Annotated in this window: 15 protein-coding genes; 14 read left to right on the top strand and 1 reads right to left on the bottom strand. The window is 73.2% G+C overall.

Annotation, left to right across the window (positions count from 1 at the left end; translation table 11 throughout):
• The first annotated feature begins 247 nt into the window (after nt 1–247).
• The 13 genes from ACCP09_RS15195 to ACCP09_RS15135 all read left to right on the top strand — a co-directional run bounded on the left by ACCP09_RS15195 (nt 248) and on the right by ACCP09_RS15135 (nt 14,417).
• Nucleotides 248–1,771: a sugar transferase gene (locus ACCP09_RS15195; protein WP_123682493.1), complete on the top strand. Its 1,524-nt coding sequence runs from the start codon at nt 248–250 to the stop codon at nt 1,769–1,771.
• A 17-nt stretch (nt 1,772–1,788) separates the two neighbouring features.
• Nucleotides 1,789–2,454, top strand: a complete 666-nt coding sequence (locus ACCP09_RS15190) for a PIG-L deacetylase family protein (RefSeq protein ID WP_017987930.1) — start codon at nt 1,789–1,791, stop codon at nt 2,452–2,454.
• A complete protein-coding gene (locus ACCP09_RS15185) occupies nt 2,451–3,524 on the top strand; it encodes a class I SAM-dependent methyltransferase (protein ID WP_123682491.1) in 1,074 nt (357 codons plus the stop codon). The genes ACCP09_RS15190 and ACCP09_RS15185 overlap by 4 nt, the downstream gene beginning before the upstream one ends.
• 214 nt (nt 3,525–3,738) lie before the next feature.
• Complete coding sequence (locus ACCP09_RS15180; protein ID WP_378332235.1) at nt 3,739–5,013, top strand: class I SAM-dependent methyltransferase; 1,275 nt, start codon at nt 3,739–3,741, stop codon at nt 5,011–5,013.
• Nucleotides 5,014–5,817 (top strand): glucose-1-phosphate cytidylyltransferase, encoded by an 804-nt coding sequence (locus ACCP09_RS15175; protein ID WP_017987933.1) that lies wholly within the window; start codon nt 5,014–5,016, stop codon nt 5,815–5,817.
• A complete protein-coding gene (locus ACCP09_RS15170; RefSeq protein ID WP_433747133.1) occupies nt 5,817–6,842 on the top strand; it encodes an NAD-dependent epimerase/dehydratase family protein in 1,026 nt (341 codons plus the stop codon). Before ACCP09_RS15175 ends, ACCP09_RS15170 begins: the two co-directional genes overlap by 1 nt.
• A gap of 109 nt (nt 6,843–6,951) precedes the next feature.
• Nucleotides 6,952–7,842, top strand: a complete 891-nt coding sequence (locus ACCP09_RS15165; protein WP_231960546.1) for a glycosyltransferase family 2 protein — start codon at nt 6,952–6,954, stop codon at nt 7,840–7,842.
• On the top strand, nt 7,839–9,995 hold the full coding sequence (locus ACCP09_RS15160; protein WP_378363802.1) for a glycosyltransferase: 2,157 nt from the start codon (nt 7,839–7,841) through the stop codon (nt 9,993–9,995). The genes ACCP09_RS15165 and ACCP09_RS15160 overlap by 4 nt, the downstream gene beginning before the upstream one ends.
• Before the next feature lie 31 nt (nt 9,996–10,026).
• Nucleotides 10,027–10,386 carry a hypothetical protein gene (locus tag ACCP09_RS15155; RefSeq protein WP_017987937.1) on the top strand — a complete coding sequence of 120 codons (360 nt, stop codon included), beginning with the start codon at nt 10,027–10,029 and terminating at the stop codon, nt 10,384–10,386.
• A complete protein-coding gene (locus ACCP09_RS15150; protein ID WP_433747129.1) occupies nt 10,383–11,624 on the top strand; it encodes a lipopolysaccharide biosynthesis protein in 1,242 nt (413 codons plus the stop codon). The genes ACCP09_RS15155 and ACCP09_RS15150 overlap by 4 nt, the downstream gene beginning before the upstream one ends.
• Complete coding sequence (locus ACCP09_RS15145; protein ID WP_433747126.1) at nt 11,621–13,630, top strand: hypothetical protein; 2,010 nt, start codon at nt 11,621–11,623, stop codon at nt 13,628–13,630. The genes ACCP09_RS15150 and ACCP09_RS15145 overlap by 4 nt, the downstream gene beginning before the upstream one ends.
• Nucleotides 13,627–14,190 (top strand): acyltransferase, encoded by a 564-nt coding sequence (locus tag ACCP09_RS15140; protein WP_017987940.1) that lies wholly within the window; start codon nt 13,627–13,629, stop codon nt 14,188–14,190. Before ACCP09_RS15145 ends, ACCP09_RS15140 begins: the two co-directional genes overlap by 4 nt.
• Nucleotides 14,187–14,417: a hypothetical protein gene (locus tag ACCP09_RS15135; RefSeq protein WP_020420727.1), complete on the top strand. Its 231-nt coding sequence runs from the start codon at nt 14,187–14,189 to the stop codon at nt 14,415–14,417. The genes ACCP09_RS15140 and ACCP09_RS15135 overlap by 4 nt, the downstream gene beginning before the upstream one ends.
• Before the next feature lie 5 nt (nt 14,418–14,422).
• Here ACCP09_RS15135 and ACCP09_RS15130 read toward each other — a convergent pair whose 3' ends face one another.
• Nucleotides 14,423–15,760: a hypothetical protein gene (locus ACCP09_RS15130; RefSeq protein ID WP_231960545.1), complete on the bottom strand. Its 1,338-nt coding sequence runs from the start codon at nt 15,758–15,760 to the stop codon at nt 14,423–14,425.
• A gap of 68 nt (nt 15,761–15,828) precedes the next feature.
• Here ACCP09_RS15130 and ACCP09_RS15125 point away from each other — a divergent pair, with 68 nt between their 5' ends.
• Nucleotides 15,829–16,665 (top strand): glycosyltransferase family 2 protein, encoded by an 837-nt coding sequence (locus tag ACCP09_RS15125; RefSeq protein WP_027930487.1) that lies wholly within the window; start codon nt 15,829–15,831, stop codon nt 16,663–16,665.
• Nucleotides 16,666–16,674 lie beyond the last annotated feature (9 nt).

Genomic DNA, 16,674 nt, shown 5'->3' with positions numbered 1-16,674 from the left:
AGTAGTTGTTTGCGGGTGAGCAACGACCGCGGTCCGTCACCTGGCTGTGATCGAACCGTGGCCGGAGAGCTGCCGGATCACTGGGCAAATTCCTTGGAGTGGCTTGTAACACCACTCTGAACGTCACCGATTCCAGGGCAGATGCCACCCCAGCCGGGGTTGGCGGAGCAAAGAGCACGATTACTTTGCGTAATCGTCGGCGTGATCGGGGCGCGCCGGCACCCAGCCGGACGTCGCGGGAGGTCGGATGGAAGAGCCGGTGCGGAAGCCCATGCCGCTGGGGGAGGCGGTCCTGGGTTCCGAGACGCGAGGCCCCGCGGGCCACGCCCGGCTGCACGCCGTCGGCCCGGGCGAGAAGGCCACTCCACGCGCGGCCGCCCAGCCGTGGGAGAACCGGTACCGCGCCTACGTGATCACCGCGGACGTGGTCGCCACGCTGGTGGTCATCGTGACCGGCGCGCTGCTGATCCTCGACATCACCGGGCGGCCCTACTTCCTGCACGCGTCGGGCACCGCGCTCGCGATCCTCTGCTCGCTGCCGCTCAACCATGCCTGGAGCCAGCACGTGCTCGGCGAAGGCACCGAGGAGTTCCGCCGCCTCGGGCGCAGCCTCGTGATCGCCGCCGTGGTCGTCGCGCTCGCCGGGCTGCTCTTCGGCGCGCTCGACGTGCAGCCGTGGGTCTTCTACGCGGTGCCGGCCGTCGCGGTGATCGCGTTCCCGCTGCGGTACGGGCTGCGGCAGGTGCTGCACCGCAAGCGGCGCGCCGGCGAGTGCATGCACTCGGTGATCGCGGCCGGGTCGCCGGACACGCTGCGCGACCTGATCGAGCGCACCCGCACCGAATCGCACGTGGGGTGGCAGGTGTCGGCGGTGTGCACCGCGACCGGGCAGGGCGAGCGCGCCACCGGCGAGATCGGCGGCATCGCGGTGGCCGGCCGCCTCGACGAGCTCGCCGACCAGGTCCGCCGCGGCGGCTACCGGGTCGTGGCGGTCACCTCCGATCCGCATTGGACCCCGGAGCGGCTGCAACAGCTGGCGTGGGACCTCGAGGGCACGGGCGCGGAACTGGTCGTCGCCCCGGTCCTGATGGAGATCGCCGGGCCGCGGCTCAACGTGTCCGGGGTGCTCGGCATGCCGCTGCTGCGGGTTTCGGCGCCCACGTTCACCGGCGGCCGCCGCGTCGTCAAGGACATCGTCGACCGCATGGGCGCCGCCGCGCTGATCGTGCTGGCCGCGCCGCTCCTGCTCGGCATCGCGGCGCTGATCAAGCTCAACGACCGCGGCCCGGTGTTCTACCGCCAGCTGCGCGTCGGCCGCGACGGCCGCACGTTCACCATGGTCAAGTTCCGCACCATGGTCATCGACGCCGACCGCCTGCGGCACGGCCTGCTCGGCGACAACGAGGGCTCCGGCCCGCTGTTCAAGCTCCGCCGCGACCCGCGCATCACCCGGGTCGGCGCGGTGCTGCGCCGGTACTCCCTCGACGAGCTGCCGCAACTGTTCAACGTCCTCGGCGGCACCATGTCGCTCGTCGGCCCGCGCCCGCCGCTGCCCGGCGAGACCGAGAACTACGAACGCGCCGCGCGCCGCAAGCTGCTCGTCAAGCCGGGCATGACCGGGCTGTGGCAGGTCAGCGGCCGCAGCGACCTGTCCTGGGAGGAGAGCGTCCGCCTCGACCTGCGCTACGTCGAGGACTGGTCGCTGGCGCTGGACATGGCGATCCTGTGGAAGACGTTCCGCGCGGTCACCGGAGGCCGGGGCGCGTACTGACGCCGACTCTGGCACCCTTGCCGGACGTGCAGGCTCTCACCTTCCCCCGTCTCCGCTCGGTCGCGCTGCTCGGCGCCCACTGCGACGACCTCGCCATCGGCGCCGGCGGCGCGCTGCTCACGCTCTGCGCGCACCGCCCGGACCTCGAGGTGCACGCGCTCGTCCTGTCCGGCGGCGGCACCGAGCGCGCCGCCGAGGAACAGGCCGCGCTCACCGAGTTCTGCGCGCCGGCGCGCGTCGAGCTGACCGTGCTGGACCTGCCCGACGGGCGGATGCCGGCGCACTGGAACGCGGTCAAGGACGCGGTCACCGCACTGCGCGGCCGGGTCACGCCGGACCTGGTGTTCGCGCCGCAGCCGGCCGACCGCCACCAGGACCACCGGTTGCTGGCCGAAATCGTGCCCACCGTGTTCCGCGACCAGCCCGTGCTCGGCTACGAGATCCTCAAGTGGGACGGCGACCTCGGCCAGCCGACGGTCTACCAGCCGCTCACCGAGGAGGTCGCCGAGGCGAAGGCCGACCTGCTGGCCAAGCACTACCCCTCGCAGCACGGCCGGGACTGGTACACCCGCGACGCGTTCCTCGGCCTGGCCCGGCTACGCGGGGTGCAGCAGCACACCCGCTACGCCGAGGCCTTCTACGTGGACAAGCTCGCGCTGGCGCTCGGCGAGGGGGCGCGGTGATCACCTGCCGGGCGTGCGGCGCCACCGACGGCGAGGTCGTGCTGGACCTGGGGGAGCAGCCGCCGTGCGACCTGTTCCCGCCCGCGGCCGACCCCGGCCCGGATCCGGTGTGGCCGCTGCGGATGTGGATGTGCGCGCGGTGCGCGCTGGCCCAGCTGGCCGAGGATCCGGGCACGGCCGAGGAACCCGCCGGGGTGGAGCCGAAGGCGCTGACCGACCAGGCCGCCGCCGCGGTCGCCCGGCTCACGGGCGCCGGGCTGGTGCGGCCGGGCGCGACCGTGGCGGAGTTCGGCAGCCCGCACGGCGGCTCGTGGCTGCCGCTGCTGCGCGCCGCGGGCATGCGGGAGGTGGCCGAGGGCGAGCCCGCGGACGTCGTGGTCGACTGCTTCGGGCTGATGCACGAACCGGACCAGCGCGCGGCCATGGCCCGCCGCGCCGCGCGGCTCGCGCCCGGCGGCGCCCTGCTGATGCAGTTCCACTCGCTGGCCTCGATCGTCCGGCAGGGGCAGTGGAACGCCTTGCGGCACGGGCACTTCGCCTACTACTCCACCCCGGCCGCGGTCACCCTGGCCGCCTCCGCGGGCCTGCGGCCCGGCCGCAGCTGGACCTTCGACCTCTACGGCGGCACCGTGCTCCTCGAACTCGCCCGTGACGCGAGCCCGGCGGCGGAGACCGCCGGCCTGGTGGCCGGGGAACGAGCCGCCGGGGCCGACCGGATTCCCGTCGTCGCCGGGCTCGGCCGGGCCGTCGAAGCGGGCTGCGACCGCGTCCGGGCGCGCTTGCGGGAGCACGCGGGGAAGCGCGTCGTCGGCTACGGCGCCGCGTCCCGGGCGGTGGTGTTGCTGCGCCGCGCCGGAATCGATATCGATCTGTTGCCGGAGATCGCGGACGTCTCGCCCGCGAAGCACGGTCGGCGGATGCCCGGTACCCGGATTCCAGTGGTATCAACGGAAGTCCTCACCCACCCGATCCCGCGCGCCGTCCTGCTGTTCGTCCCCGATCTCGAGCCCGAGGTGCGCGCCGCCTTCCCGCAGCTCGACGGCGACCACTGCGAGTGGATCGTGGCGTGAATCGTGGCCGGTCAATCCGGTCAAAACGCGAAGATGATCTCTTCCCAGTGACTTCTCGTGGGGTCGGGCACTACGGCGAGTGGCAGTGATCACCCGATCGGGGTGAACTGATCACCCGGTTGCTCGTAACGCTGACCACTGCCATCCCTATAGTCACGTTGACATAGGCCCCTTCCGGGGCGGGAGGATCGATCACCGGGGAGCACGCCGCACCATGTCAGCCCAGACGCTGTCCTGCCGCCTGTGCGGTTCGCCGGGTCTGCGCAGCGTGGTCGACCTCGGCGCGAGCCCGCCCTGCGAGTCGTTCCTCGCCGCGGCGGACCTCGACGCGCCGGAGCCGGCGTACCCGCTGCACCTGCGGATCTGCCCGGAGTGCCTGCTGGCCCAGCTGCCGCCCCTGATCGATCCCGCCGAGACGTTCACCGAATACGCTTACTTCTCGTCGTTTTCCCACTCCTGGCTGGCGCACGCCGAGAAGTTCGTCGACTCCGCGGTGAGCCGCCTCGGGCTCGGCCCGGACTCCTTCGTCGTCGAGGTCGCCAGCAACGACGGCTACCTGCTGCGCAACGTCGTCGGCCGCGGCCTGCGCTGCCTGGGCATCGAGCCGTCGGTCAACGTCGGCGCGGCCGCGCGCGAGGCGGGGGTGCCGACCCTGACCGCGTTCCTGACGCCGGAGACCGGCGCCGCGGTCCGCGCCGAGCACGGGCCAGCGGACCTGGTGGTGGCCAACAACGTCTACGCGCACATCCCGGACGTCCTCGGCTTCACGAAGGGCCTGCGCGCGCTCGTCGCCGACGACGGCTGGGTCTCGATCGAGGTGCAGCACCTGCTCAGCCTCGTCGAGCTGACCCAGTACGACACGATCTACCACGAGCACTTCCAGTACTACACGCTCGCCTCGGCGCAGCGGGCGCTCGCGACCGGCGGCCTGGCCGTGACCGACGTCGAACTGCTGGACACGCACGGCGGCTCGATCCGCGTGTGGGCGCGGCCCGCCGAAGCCGCGGGCGAGCCGTCCCCGCGGGTCGCCGAGGTGCTGGACACCGAGCGCGCCGCCGGGCTGCACGACCTGTCCGGCTACGCCGGTTTCGCGCGCCGCGTCGAGGAGATCCGGCTGTCGCTGCTGGAGTTCCTGATCGGCGCGAAGCGCCGCGGCGAGCGGGTCGTCGGCTACGGCGCGCCGGGCAAGGGCAACACCCTGCTCAACCACTGCGGGATCCGGCCCGACCTGCTCGAGTACACAGTGGACCGCAACCCGTACAAGCACGGCCGGTTCACCCCCGGCACGCGGATCCCGATCCACGAGCCCGAGCGGATCGCGGCGGACCGGCCGGACTACGTGCTCGTGCTGCCCTGGAACCTGCGCGCCGAGCTGACCGAGCAGCTGGCGTATGTCGCGGACTGGGGCGGCCGCCTGGTGTTCGCGATCCCGGAACTGGAGATCGTCTCCCCGAAGAATCCCGCGCTGCACGCTGTCGAGGTGAACTGAATGAAGGTGGTGCTCTTCTGCGGCGGCTACGGAATGCGCATGCGCAACGGCCCCGCGGACGACGTGCCCAAGCCGATGCAGATGGTCGGCCCCCGGCCGCTGCTGTGGCACGTGATGCGGTACTACGCGCACTTCGGGCACACCGACTTCATCCTGTGCCTCGGCTACGGCGCGCGGCACATCACGGACTTCTTCCTGACCTACACCGAGACCGCGTCCAACGACTTCGTGCTGCGCGGCGGTGAGGTCGAGCTGCTGTCCACCGACATCAGCGACTGGTCGATCACGTTCGTGCACACCGGCGTCGAGTCGCCGATCGGCGAGCGGCTGCGCCGGGTCCGCAAGCACGTCGAGGGCGAGGAGATGTTCCTCGCCAACTACGCCGACGTGCTCACCGACGCCCCGCTCGACGTCATGGTCGACAACCTCGCCGCCTCCGACGCCGGCGCGTCGATGATGGTGGTGCCGCCGCAGTCCTCGTTCCACTGCGTGGAGTTCCGGGACGGCACCAACCGCGTGTCCGGGATCAGCTCGGCGAGCCGCCTGCCGCTGTGGGAGAACGCCGGCTACTTCGTGCTGCGGCAGGAGATCTTCGACCACCTCCCGGAGAACGGCGACCTGGTCGAGGACGGCTGCGCGGCGCTGGCCGAGAAGGACCGGCTGATCGCCTACCCCTACCGCGGCTTCTGGCAGCCCGCCGACACGTTCAAGGAACGCGCCGCGCTCGACGCGGCCTACGAAAGCGGCGCGCGGCCGTGGATGCTGTGGGAGCGCCCGGCCCCGATCCCGGCGGAGGTGCGCTGATGCGGGTCCTGCTGACCGGACACCAGGGCTACCTGGGATCGGTGATGGCGCCGGTGCTGCGCGAGGCGGGGCACGAGGTGCTGGGCCTGGACTCCGGCCTGTTCGCCGCGTGCGTGCTCGGGCCCGCCCCGGACGACCCGCCGGGCGATCCGGTGGACCTGCGCGACGTCACCGCCGGCCGGCTGTCCGGTGTGGACGCCGTGATCCACCTGGCCGCGCTGTCCAACGACCCGCTCGGCGCGCTCGCGCCGGAGCTGACCTACGAGATCAACCACACCGCGTCGGTGCAGCTGGCCAAGCTGGCCAAGGACGCCGGCGTGCGCCGCTTCCTCTACGCCTCCACCTGCTCGGTGTACGGCGCGGCGGGGGACGACCTGGTCACCGAGGACGCGCCGCTGCGCCCGGTCACCCCGTACGCGGAGTCCAAGGTGCGTGTCGAGGACGACCTGCACGACCTCGCCGACTCCGGGTTCAGCCCGGTGTACCTGCGCAACGCGACCGCCTTCGGGTTCTCCCCGCGGCTGCGCGCGGACATCGTGCTGAACAACCTGGTGGGCCACGCCGTGCTCACCGGCCAGGTGCGGGTGCTCTCCGACGGCACGCCGTGGCGGCCGCTGGTGCACGCGCACGACATCGCCACGGCTTTCGCGGCGGCGCTGACCGCGCCCGCCGAAGCCGTGCACGACCGGGCGTTCAACGTGGGCACCGAGGCCAACAACCTCACGGTGCGCCAGATCGCCGAGTCCGTGGTCACCGCCGTGCCGGGCTCGGAACTGCTCATCACCGGCGAGGCGGGCCCCGACCCCCGCTCCTACCGGGTGGACTTCTCCCGCATCCGGGAAGCGCTTCCCGGGTACGCGGCCGTCTGGTCCGTCGAGGACGGCGCCCGCGAGCTGGCCGGGCACTACACCCGCCACGGCCTGACCATGGACGCGTTCACGCAGCGCTACACCCGTCTCGCGTGGCTGAAGTCCGAGCAGGCAGGCGGCCGTCTCGCGGAAGATCTGCGAAGACACCGAACCTGACCGCAGGGCCGCGCGTCACACGATCGAGCACCAGCCCCGCACTTCCCCGACCCGCGCACCAGCCCGACCCGGTGTGCCCGCCAGCAAGGACAGCACGGCGTTGACGATCATGGATTCCCCCAGTCCCGTCACCGACTACGAGAACCTGGGCGACGCGTTCGCCTTCGCCGCCGCGCACCCGCCCCGCCGCGGGCCCGACCCGCGCGTCACCGTCGTGGTGCCGGCGAAGAACGAGGCGGCGAACCTGCGTGAGATCCTGCCCGAGCTGCCGCCCGTGCACGAGGTGCTGGTCGTCGACGCCGACACCGGGGACGGCACACCGGAGGTCGCGCGTGCGGCGCGGCCGGGCGTGCGGGTCATCAAACAGACCCGGCGTGGCAAGGGCAACGCGCTCGCCTGCGGATTCCTCGCCGCGTCCGGCGACGTGATCGTGATGTTCGACGCCGACGGCTCGGCCGACCCCGCGGAGATCCCGCGGTTCGTGGAAGCGCTCACCGACGGCGCGGACTTCGCCAAGGGCACCCGGTTCGCCCCGGGTGGCGGCAGCCACGACATCACACACCTCCGCGCCGCGGGCAACTCCGGGCTCAACCGCCTGTCCAACACGCTCTTCAGCGCCGGGTTCACCGATCTCTGTTACGGCTACAACGCGTTCTGGCGCGATTTGGTTGCCTTGCTGAACCTGCCGCCGGTGTTCGCGCCCGCGGGCGAGGAGATGCTGTGGGGCGACGGTTTCGAGATCGAGACCGTGATCAACTGCCGGATGGCCGCGCTGGGACTGTGGATCACCGAGGTCCCCAGCGTCGAGCGGGCGCGCCTGCACGGCGAGACCAACCTGCGTACCTTCTCCGACGGCGGCCGGGTGCTGCGCACGCTGGTCGCCGAATGGCAGCGGGTCGGCCGCCAGCGCCGCAGCCGCCGGTTCGGCCTGTTCACCCCGGAGCCGGTCGTGGACACCCCGGCGCCGCTCGCGCTGGACACGGGAGCCCCCGAAGCATGACCTCGTTCGACACCACCGTGGTGATCTGCGCCTACACCGAAGAGCGCTGGGACGACCTGACCGCGGCGGTCGCCTCCGCCCGTGACCAGTCCGCGCCGCCGCGCGAGATCATCGTGGTCATCGACCACAACCCGGAGCTGGAGCGGCGGGCCGCCGCGGAGTTCGTCGGCGTGACGGTGGTGCCCAACGCCGGGCGGCGCGGCCTGTCCGGCGCCCGCAACACCGCGGTCGGGCTCGCCAAGGGCGACGTGATCGCGTTCCTCGACGACGACGCCGAAGCCGCGCCGGACTGGCTGGAGCAGCTGCTGGCCGGCTACCGCGACCGGGACGTGCTGGCCGTCGGCGGCTCGGCCCGCCCGCGCTGGCCCGGCGGGCAGCGGCCGGCCAAGCTCCCGGCCGGCCGCGGATCGGTGCACGGCGAACTGGATTGGGTCGTCGGCTGCACCTACACCGGGCAGCCCACCGCGGAGGCGCCGGTGCGCAACCTGATGGGCTGCAACATGTCCTTCCGCCGCGAGGCGTTCACGCTCGCCGGGTTGTTCTCCGAGGACCTCGGCCGCATCGGGCGCACGCCGCTCGGCTGCGAGGAGACCGAGCTGTGCATCCGGCTGCGCCAGGCCTCGCCCGGCGCGCGGATCGTGTTCCGGCCGCAGGCGGTGGTGCGCCACCGCGTCACCCCGGAGCGCACCACCTGGGCGTACCTGCGCCGCCGCGGCTGGGGTGAAGGGCTGTCCAAGGCCTACGTCTCGCGCCTGGTCGGCAGCGAGGCGGCGCTGTCCACCGAGCGCGACTACCTGAGCCGGACCATCCCGGCCGCGGTGGTGCGCGAATTCGGGCGGCTCGCGTTGTTCCGCACGTCCGGCGCGGCCGGCGTGCTCGGGCTGGTGACCGTGGTGTCCTCGACCGCGGCCGGGTACCTGCGCGGCAAGGCGCAGATCCGCCCGGCGCGGCCGCGCCCGTCGTCGTCGCTGGTGCACGGCCCGATCCACATCGCCACCGTGGACGCCCGCACCGCGCCCGAGGAACTGCCCGTGCCGCACCGGCCGGTCGGCCACTACCGCGCGGCGCAGGTGCTCGTCCGCGACGGCGACCGCACCCTCGACGTCCTGCTGCTCCCGGTGGAACGCGGCGTCGTGCGGCTGCCGAAGCTGGCGACCGCGCCCGCCCCGCGGCGACGGCCGGAGTTCACCCGGCCGCCGGTCAGCGTCGTGATCCCGACCGCGTACCGCAAGCGGCAGGCCGTGGCCAGCGCCCGCGCCGCGCTGGCGGCCGGGTACCCGGACCTCGAGGTGATCGTGGTCGACAACCTGCCGCGGCTGCCCGAGGGCGACGACTGGCTGCGCGCCGAGGTGGAGGCGCTGGGCGCGCGGTACGTCGTGGAGCCGCGCAAGGGCGTCAGCATCGCCCGCAACACCGGCGCCCGCGTCGCGAGCCACGGCCTGATCGCGTTCGTCGACGAGAACATCACCGTCGAACCCGGCTGGTTCGACGCCGTCACCGAGGAGTTCGCCGCCGACCCCGCGGTCGGGTGCGTGACCTCGCTCGTGCTGCCGGCCAGCCTGGAGACCGACGCCGAGGTCCTGTTCGAACGGCTCAAGGGCTACAGCAATTCGGTGCGGTGGCAGCGGATCGACCGGGACACCGCGCGCGAGGACCCGCTCTACCCACTGTCCATGGCGCGCTACGGCCCGGGCAGCTGCGCGACCTGGCGGCGGGAGGTCTTCGAGGAGCTCGGCGGTTTCGACCCGCTGCTCGGCGCGGGCACCCCGACGATGGCCGGGGAGGACCTGGACCTGTTCGTGCGGCTGGCCTACGCCGGCGGCGCGGTGGTCCACACCCCGCACGCCGTGGCCCGGCACATCCACCGCGCCGACTGGCTCGAACTGCGGGAGCGGATGCGCGGCTACGGCGTCGGCCTGGCCGCGATGCTCGTGCTGTCCGTGCGGCGCCGCCCGGTTTCGGCGTTCTCGATCCTGCGCCGGGTGCCCCGCGGGGCGGCCCGGCTCGCGTCCCGCACCCCGGAGCTCCCGCTGTCCGACCGCGCCGCCCGGTCGCGGTTGCGGCAGCTGCGCCGCGACGAGCGTCTCGGGCTGCTGGGCGGCGCGGCGGCGCTGATGCGGGCCCGGGGTGAGGCCGGATCCGGCCGCCGGTGAAGATGGACGGCGACGGGCAGGAAGGGCGCGTGTGGTCGAGCAGCAGCTGAGGATCCGGCGGTACACCGCCTACGGGCTGCTTGCTGTCTGCCTCGTCACGATCGTGCTCGTCTGGTCCGGTTTGGACTTCTTCCTGCGGCCGCTGGCGGTCCTGGTGTTCGTGCTCACCGCGCCCGGCTGGGCCCTGATCTCCTACGTCAACGTGCGGCACCTGTCGGTGACCTGGGTGAGCGCGGTCGGCATCTCGCTGGCGATCACCCTGATCGTGGCGCAGGTGCTGGTGCTGACCCGTTTCTGGCACCCGGAGGCGGCGGTCGTGGCGCTCGCGTTCGTCACCGCCGTCCCGCTGGCGCACCACGTGCTGCGCAGCCGCCCGGGTGAGGCCCGATGACGGTGGACCGGAAAACCGCCGCGGGCAAGGGCATGGTGGCCGACGGGCTCGCGCTGTCGGCCTCGGCCGCGATCACCGCGCTCGCCGGGATGATCGGCTGGGTGCTGGCCGCGCGGCTGCTGCCGCCCGCCGCGGTCGGCGACACCTCCGCGTTCGTGTCCGGGTTCCTGCTCGTCGCCGGGATCGCCGAACTCGGCCTGGGGCCGGCGGTCCTGCGCTGGCTGCCGCGCGCCGGCGCGCGGCAGCCGCGGCTGCTGCTGCGCACCTACCTCGCGGTCCTGGCCGGCGGCGTGGTCGGCTCGGTCGTGTTCGTGCTCGTGCCCGCCGGGGCCGAGGTGGTGCACCGGGTGCCCGCCGGGGTCGCCTGGTTCCTCGTCGCCGGGATCGGCTGGACCCTGTTCCAGTTCCAGGACGAGGTGCTCACCGGCCTCGGCCTGGCCCGCTGGGTGCCGGTGGAGAACACCGCGTTCTCCGTGGCCCGGCTGGGACTGCTCGCCGGGCTGGGGCCGGTGGCGGGCGCGCTCGGGCTGGTGCTGTCCTGGGCGGTGCCGACGTTGATCGGGGTGGTGGTCGTGACCATCCTGATCTGGCGCTCGGTGCGCCGCACCTCGCCCGCGCTCGCGCCGGGTGTGCTGCCCGGCCGCCGGGAGATCGTGCGGCTGCTCGCGCCGTCGTACCCGGCGATGGTCTGCGTGGTCGTGCTGTACAACCTGGTGCCGCTGATCGTGCTGCACCGCTTCGGCGCCGAGGCCAACGCCGTCTTCTTCGTGGTCTGGACCGCGATCAACGCGCTCGACGTCGCCGCGACCGCGTTCGTGAACCCGCTCGTGGTGCGCCTGTCCGCCGAGCCGGGGCACGCCCGGTCGCTGGTCGCCGACGCGGGCAAGCGGCTGGTGCTGGTGTTCGTGCCGCTGCTCGCCGTCGGCGCCGCGCTGGCCTGGGTCATGCTGGCGATCTTCGGCGCGGAGTACACCGCGGGCACCGACCTGCTGCGGGTGCTGCTCGCGGCCCAGGTGCCGCGGCTGGTCGTGGTGCTCGGCGTGGCCGTGCACCTGGCCGCGGGCCGGGGCGCCGGCGTCGCGGTGCTGCAGGCCGTGACCGCCGCCTCCGCCGTCGTGCTCGCCCTGCTGGTGCCAACCGAGTTCGGCTTCGGGGTGGGCATGCTCGTGGCGCAGGCGGTGATCGCCGCCGCGGTGCTGGCCGACCTGCGGCGCCGGGTGTTCGGGGCGCGTCCGTGACCGAACCGCCCACCCGCTTCCTGCGCCCGGTGCGCCCGAACCGCACCAGCCGCCCCTCGCCCCGGCCGCGGGAGCCGATGCGGTTCACCCAGCCGCCGCCCCTGGGCACGCCCACCCGCTACATCCCGGCCTCCGGCAGGCTGGCGCCGCAGCCGAAACCGGAACCGCCGTCGCGCGCGGTCGAGTCCCGGCCCCGCCTGGGCACCGGCGCCGGACGGCCCGCCTTCCTCGCCGACCCGTTCTTCGGTCCCGGCCTCGCCGGGGTCGCGGTGGTGCTGTGGATCATCGGGCTGCACCCGATCCCGCCCGAGTCGATCGGCGGGCTCGGGCTCGTCGCCGAACTGTCGGTGCCCACGCTGCTGTCCTACCCGCTGCTGGTCGCCGCGGTGGTGCTGGAGCTGCTGCGGTACCGGCCGCGCACCTGGCTGCTCTCCCTCTACACGCTCGTCGGCGTGCTCGGCGTGTACGGGCTGCAGCCCGCGGTCGAGGAGGTCGCGCGGCTGCCGGTGGCCTGGCTGCACGCCGGGTTCGCCGACTACATCGCCACGCACGGCGACATCCTGCACGACTACGACGCGCGGTTCTCCTGGGCCGGGTTCTTCGCCATGGTCGCGATGATCACCCGCGCGGCCGGGCTGCCCGACGCGATCCCGTTCCTGAACTGGGCGCCGGTGCTGCTGTCCGGGCTCGCGGTGCTCGGCGTGCGCGCGCTGGCCGTGTCCGCGCTGGGCAACCGGCGCGCGGCGTGGATCGCGCCGTGGCTCTACCTCGTGGCGAACTGGACCGAGCAGGACTACTTCTCGCCGCAGGGCACGGCGATGATCCTGATGCTCGCCGCGCTGACGCTGACCTTCCGGCACCTCGTGCGGCCCCGCCTCACCGAACCGGTCAAGGCGCGGCTGCGGGCCCGGCTCGCGCCGCGGTCCAGCCCGAAGGCGCGGCTGGTCGCGCAGGGCGCGGTCGTGCTCATCGGGCTCGCGCTCGCGCCCACCCACCAGCTGACCCCGTACGTGCTCGGGGTCCTGCTGCTGCTCCTGCTGGTGTTCGGGCGGTTGTGGCCCGCGTGGATGCCGTTCGTGGTCCTGGGCGGCGCGGTGGTGTGGTTCTCGCTGGGCGCGTCGGAGTTCTGGAGCGGCCAGCTGGTCCAGATGATCCTCAGCCCGCTCGGCGACGTGGGGTCCTCGGTGGACGAGGGCATCGTGGCGCGGTTCGCGGGCAGCCCCGGCAGGCTCGTGGTGCTGACCGTGCGCATCGGGATCACGCTGTTCGTCGCGGGCATGGCGGCCTACGGCATCTGGCTGATGCGCCGCGACTCGCTGAAGTCGTGGCTGCTGCCCGCCCTGTGCGTCGCGCCGTTCGGGCTCGCCGTGGCCCAGCCCTACGGCGGCGAGGTGTTCATGCGCTGCTTCCTCTTCTCGCTGCCGGTGATGGCCCTGCCCGCGTCGCTCGCGCTGGAGAAGGCCGTCACCGCGGCCCGCAGGCTGCGCTGGCGCAACCGGCCAGGGCACACGGTCCTCGCCGCGGGGGTGCCGTGGGTCGTGCTCACCGGCCTGCTCGCCTCGACGGTCACCGCGCGCGGCGGCAACGATGCCTACATCAGCTTCCACGCCAGCGACATCGCCGCGGCGAGCTGGGCGGTGCACGAGGCGCAGCCGGGGCAGCGGGTGGACTCGCTGGTCAACTCGGTGCCGTTGTCGTTCGCGCGGGTGGGCGAGGTGTCCCAGTTCGAGGTCGACGGCTACTGCGAAGACGTCATGGACGACATCCCCGCGCTGGTCGCCTGCCTGCGCCTGAAGGGCCCCGATTATCTTGTGCTCACCGAGCCACAGTGGGCCTACCTGAAGATCTTCGAGCAGGTGCCCGACACCTACGGCGCCGACCTCGTGCGCGAGCTCGAGGCCACCGGGCTGTACCGCCTGGTGTTCGACGACCAGGGTTCGCTGGTGCTCGGCCGGACGACGCCCGCCGACAAGTTCGTGCAGGGCAGTGGCGGAGGGAACACGTGAACCAGACCCGGTCCCTGGGACGGCGGCTGAAGGACCAGGTGCACATCGAGCTGTGGTCGATGACCGTCGGCGCGATCGTGAACGGCCTGCTCGGCAGCGCGCTGGTGCCGCGGCCGCTGCGGCTGCTGGGCTACCGCGCGTTCGGCGCGCGCATCCACTCCGGGAACATCTTCCCGGGGCTGCGGATCCACGGCGCGCTGCGCAACGTCGAGATCGGCCGCCGCACGTTCCTCAACGCCGAGTGCTACCTGGAGTCGGTCGGGCCGATCACGATCGGCGCGGCCTGCCAGTTCGGCCCCCAGGTCATGATCATCACCTCGCACCACCCGACGCTGCCCGACGGCACGGTGTCCCGCGTCGCCGAGGCCAGGCCGGTCGTGATCGGCGACCGGGTGTGGGTCGGCGCGCGGGCGCAGATCCTGCCCGGCGTGCGCATCGCCGACGACGCGGTGATCGCCGCCGGCGCGGTGGTGGCGCGGGACTGCCCGGTGCCCGGCGTCTACGCCGGGGTGCCGGCTCGCCTGGTGCGGCAGACGTCCGTCGTGGCGGAGCCGGCGTGAGCCAGGCCGACTTCCTCACCCTGGTCACGGCGCTGTTCGGGGTGGCGTTGCTCGTCGTGCTCGTGGTGCGGACGGTGCTCAAGGAGATGGCCGTCGGCCGCCGGTCGACCGACACCGCCTCCGCGCGCACCGAGCGGATCCGCACCCTGGACCTGGTGGCGGTGGGGCTCACCGTGCTCACCGCGATCGGCGCGATCTGGCGGATCGTGGTGGGCCTGACGTTGTGACCGGCTCAGCCCGGCAACCGGATCGTCAGCGGGGGCACCCGCACGCTGAGCCCGCCCGACCGGACCAGCCCGGTCTCGGCCCGTGGGTTGACCACGACCTCGCCGCCCGGCGCGCTGAACTGGAGCACGTCCGCGGGGCGCTGCACGTCGACCAGCCCCTCGCGCAGCCGCGGCGCCAGCCACGTCCAGGCGGCGGTCAGGCTCGTCGGCCGCAGCACCTCCGCGCCGGGCCGCGCCGCCGACCACAGCGCGGCGTAGGGCAGGTCGTCGCTGGCTTCCGGTTGCCACAGCAGCATCGCGGCCGCACCCGCCTCGGCGGCGCGGGCCACGGCGTCCAGCGTGGCCACCGCCCGCGCCTGGTCCAGCGGCACGGGGTTCTCAGCACTCTCGGCGGTGGTCCGGGTCCCGGTGGGCGGGGGAGCGGTCTCCGGGTAGAACTCCGACCACCACACCGGCAGCCCGGTGAGGCTGCGCGCCCAGCGGGTCGCGTCGGCGTAGAGCTGGCTCGCCTTGTCCGGCGTGGTGATCAGGCCCTTGTCGCGGGTGCCGGTGGAGGCGTCCAGCGCGACGAAGTCGGCGCCGTGCTTGTGCTGGTTCCAGTACTCCACGACGTCCAGCGACCGCTGGTCGACCACGCCGTAGGGGCCGCGCATCTCGGACGGGTGAGTCGTGGCCGCGGCCGAGGACCAGGTGTTCAGCACGACGTACGGGCCGCCGATCAGCGCGTCCGGCCGCACCGCCTTCACCGCGTCGTAGACCTGGTTGTACAGGTCGGTGTAGCCCTTCGCGTCCCAGGTGCCGGCCTCTGCGTCCCAGAACCCCTTGAGCTCGTTCCACACCTGGAAGTACCTGACCTGCGGGTAGCGCTTCGCGACCGTCGCGGACAGGCGTGCGAAGTCGTCGAAGTGCGCGGGCAGCGGGGCGGCGGCCAGGTCGTCCCAGTCGGTCGTGCCGGGCGCGCCGCCCTTCATCCAGTCGGGCGCGCAGCACAGGGTGATCACCGGGGTGCCGCCGGTGCGCTCGATCAGGTCCATCCGCTCGTCCAGGCGGGACCAGTCGAAGCTGCCGGGCGCCGGCTCGGGGTTGCCCACGCCGAAGCCCATGATGTGCTGGTTCTGCAGCATCGGGGTGGCGCCGAGGATCTGTTCCCCGCTCGTGCGCTGCCCGGGTGTGAGCCACGAGTCGAGGCTGTACTGTGCGTGCGTCACGCCGAGTACGAGCCCATCCCCGGCGCCGGGCAGCAGCGTCACGGCCGGTGGCGCCGGGGGGTCGTCCCGATCAGCCGGAGGCCAGCCGCCGAACAGCCCCGCCACGAGCAGGGCCACCATCGCCAAGATCCCCACGCGTGCCAGCATGCGTGACCCATCACCGTTTTGCCTGTTCAGAGCTACACCCGGAAGGGGGAAAAGCAGTGAGCGCGGCCGCGGTCTCCGTGTGCGTCCCCGCCTACCAGTCCGGCCGGTACATCGCCGACACCGTCTCCAGCGTCCTTTCCCAGACCTTCGACGACTTCGAGCTCGTCGTACTGGACAACGCCTCGACCGACGAGACCCCGGACGTCCTGCGGGGCTTCACCGATCCGCGGCTCAAGGTGCTCCGCAACGACCGTGTGCTGCCGCTGGCGGAGAACTGGAACCGCGTGGTGGCCGAATCTAGCGGCCGTTTCGTGAAGCTGGTGTGCGCTGACGACCTGCTGCACCCCGACTGCCTGCGCCGCCAGTACGAGGTGCTGGCGACCGACCCGGCGATCGCGCTGGTGTGCTCGCGCCGCGACATGATCAACGAGACCGGCGAGGTGCTCGCCGCGAACCGGGGGCTGCGCGGACTGATCGGCCGCCACGAGGCGAGCACGGTGATCCGCAAGATCGTCCGGCACGGCGGCAACCCGCTCGGGGAGCCCGGCGGCGCGCTGTTCCGGCGCGCCCAGTTCGACGCGGTCGGCGGGTGGGACGCGCGCTGGAAGTTCCCGATGGACCTGGCGCTGTGGATCGGACTGCTGGGCCACGGCGACTTCTTCGGCCAGCGGGAGTCCCTGGCGGCGTTCCGGATCGGGCGGGACTCCCTGTCGGCGCGGGCGCAGCGCGCGGAGTACGCCGAGCAGCGCGCGCTGTCCGAGGGGCTGGCCAGCGATCCGGTGTGGGGCGTGCGCCCGGTCGACCGGCTCGTCGGCGCGGCGATGGCGCCGGGCGCGCGGCTGCGGCGGCAGGCGCTGTTCCTGGTCGCGAGGCGGCAGGGCGAGCGGGGCTAGATCAACCAC

The organism is Amycolatopsis sp. 3B14 (assembly GCF_050958625.1).
GTDB classification, from domain to species: domain Bacteria; phylum Actinomycetota; class Actinomycetes; order Mycobacteriales; family Pseudonocardiaceae; genus Amycolatopsis_E; species Amycolatopsis_E thermoflava.
The sequence above is the reverse complement of the archived record's forward strand: the minus strand, read 5'-3'. Positions and strand labels throughout refer to the sequence as shown.

Excerpts from the sequence above, each read along its gene's own strand:
- ACCP09_RS15195 (WP_123682493.1), top strand. The coding sequence starts at position 248 with ATGGAAGAGCCGGTGCGGAAGCCCATGCCGCTGGGGGAGGCGGTCCTG.
- ACCP09_RS15180 (WP_378332235.1), top strand. The coding sequence starts at position 3,739 with ATGTCAGCCCAGACGCTGTCCTGCCGCCTGTGCGGTTCGCCGGGTCTG.
- ACCP09_RS15175 (WP_017987933.1), top strand. The coding sequence starts at position 5,014 with ATGAAGGTGGTGCTCTTCTGCGGCGGCTACGGAATGCGCATGCGCAAC.
- ACCP09_RS15170 (WP_433747133.1), top strand. The coding sequence starts at position 5,817 with ATGCGGGTCCTGCTGACCGGACACCAGGGCTACCTGGGATCGGTGATG.
- ACCP09_RS15165 (WP_231960546.1), top strand. The coding sequence starts at position 6,952 with ATGGATTCCCCCAGTCCCGTCACCGACTACGAGAACCTGGGCGACGCG.
- ACCP09_RS15160 (WP_378363802.1), top strand. The coding sequence starts at position 7,839 with ATGACCTCGTTCGACACCACCGTGGTGATCTGCGCCTACACCGAAGAG.
- ACCP09_RS15150 (WP_433747129.1), top strand. The coding sequence starts at position 10,383 with ATGACGGTGGACCGGAAAACCGCCGCGGGCAAGGGCATGGTGGCCGAC.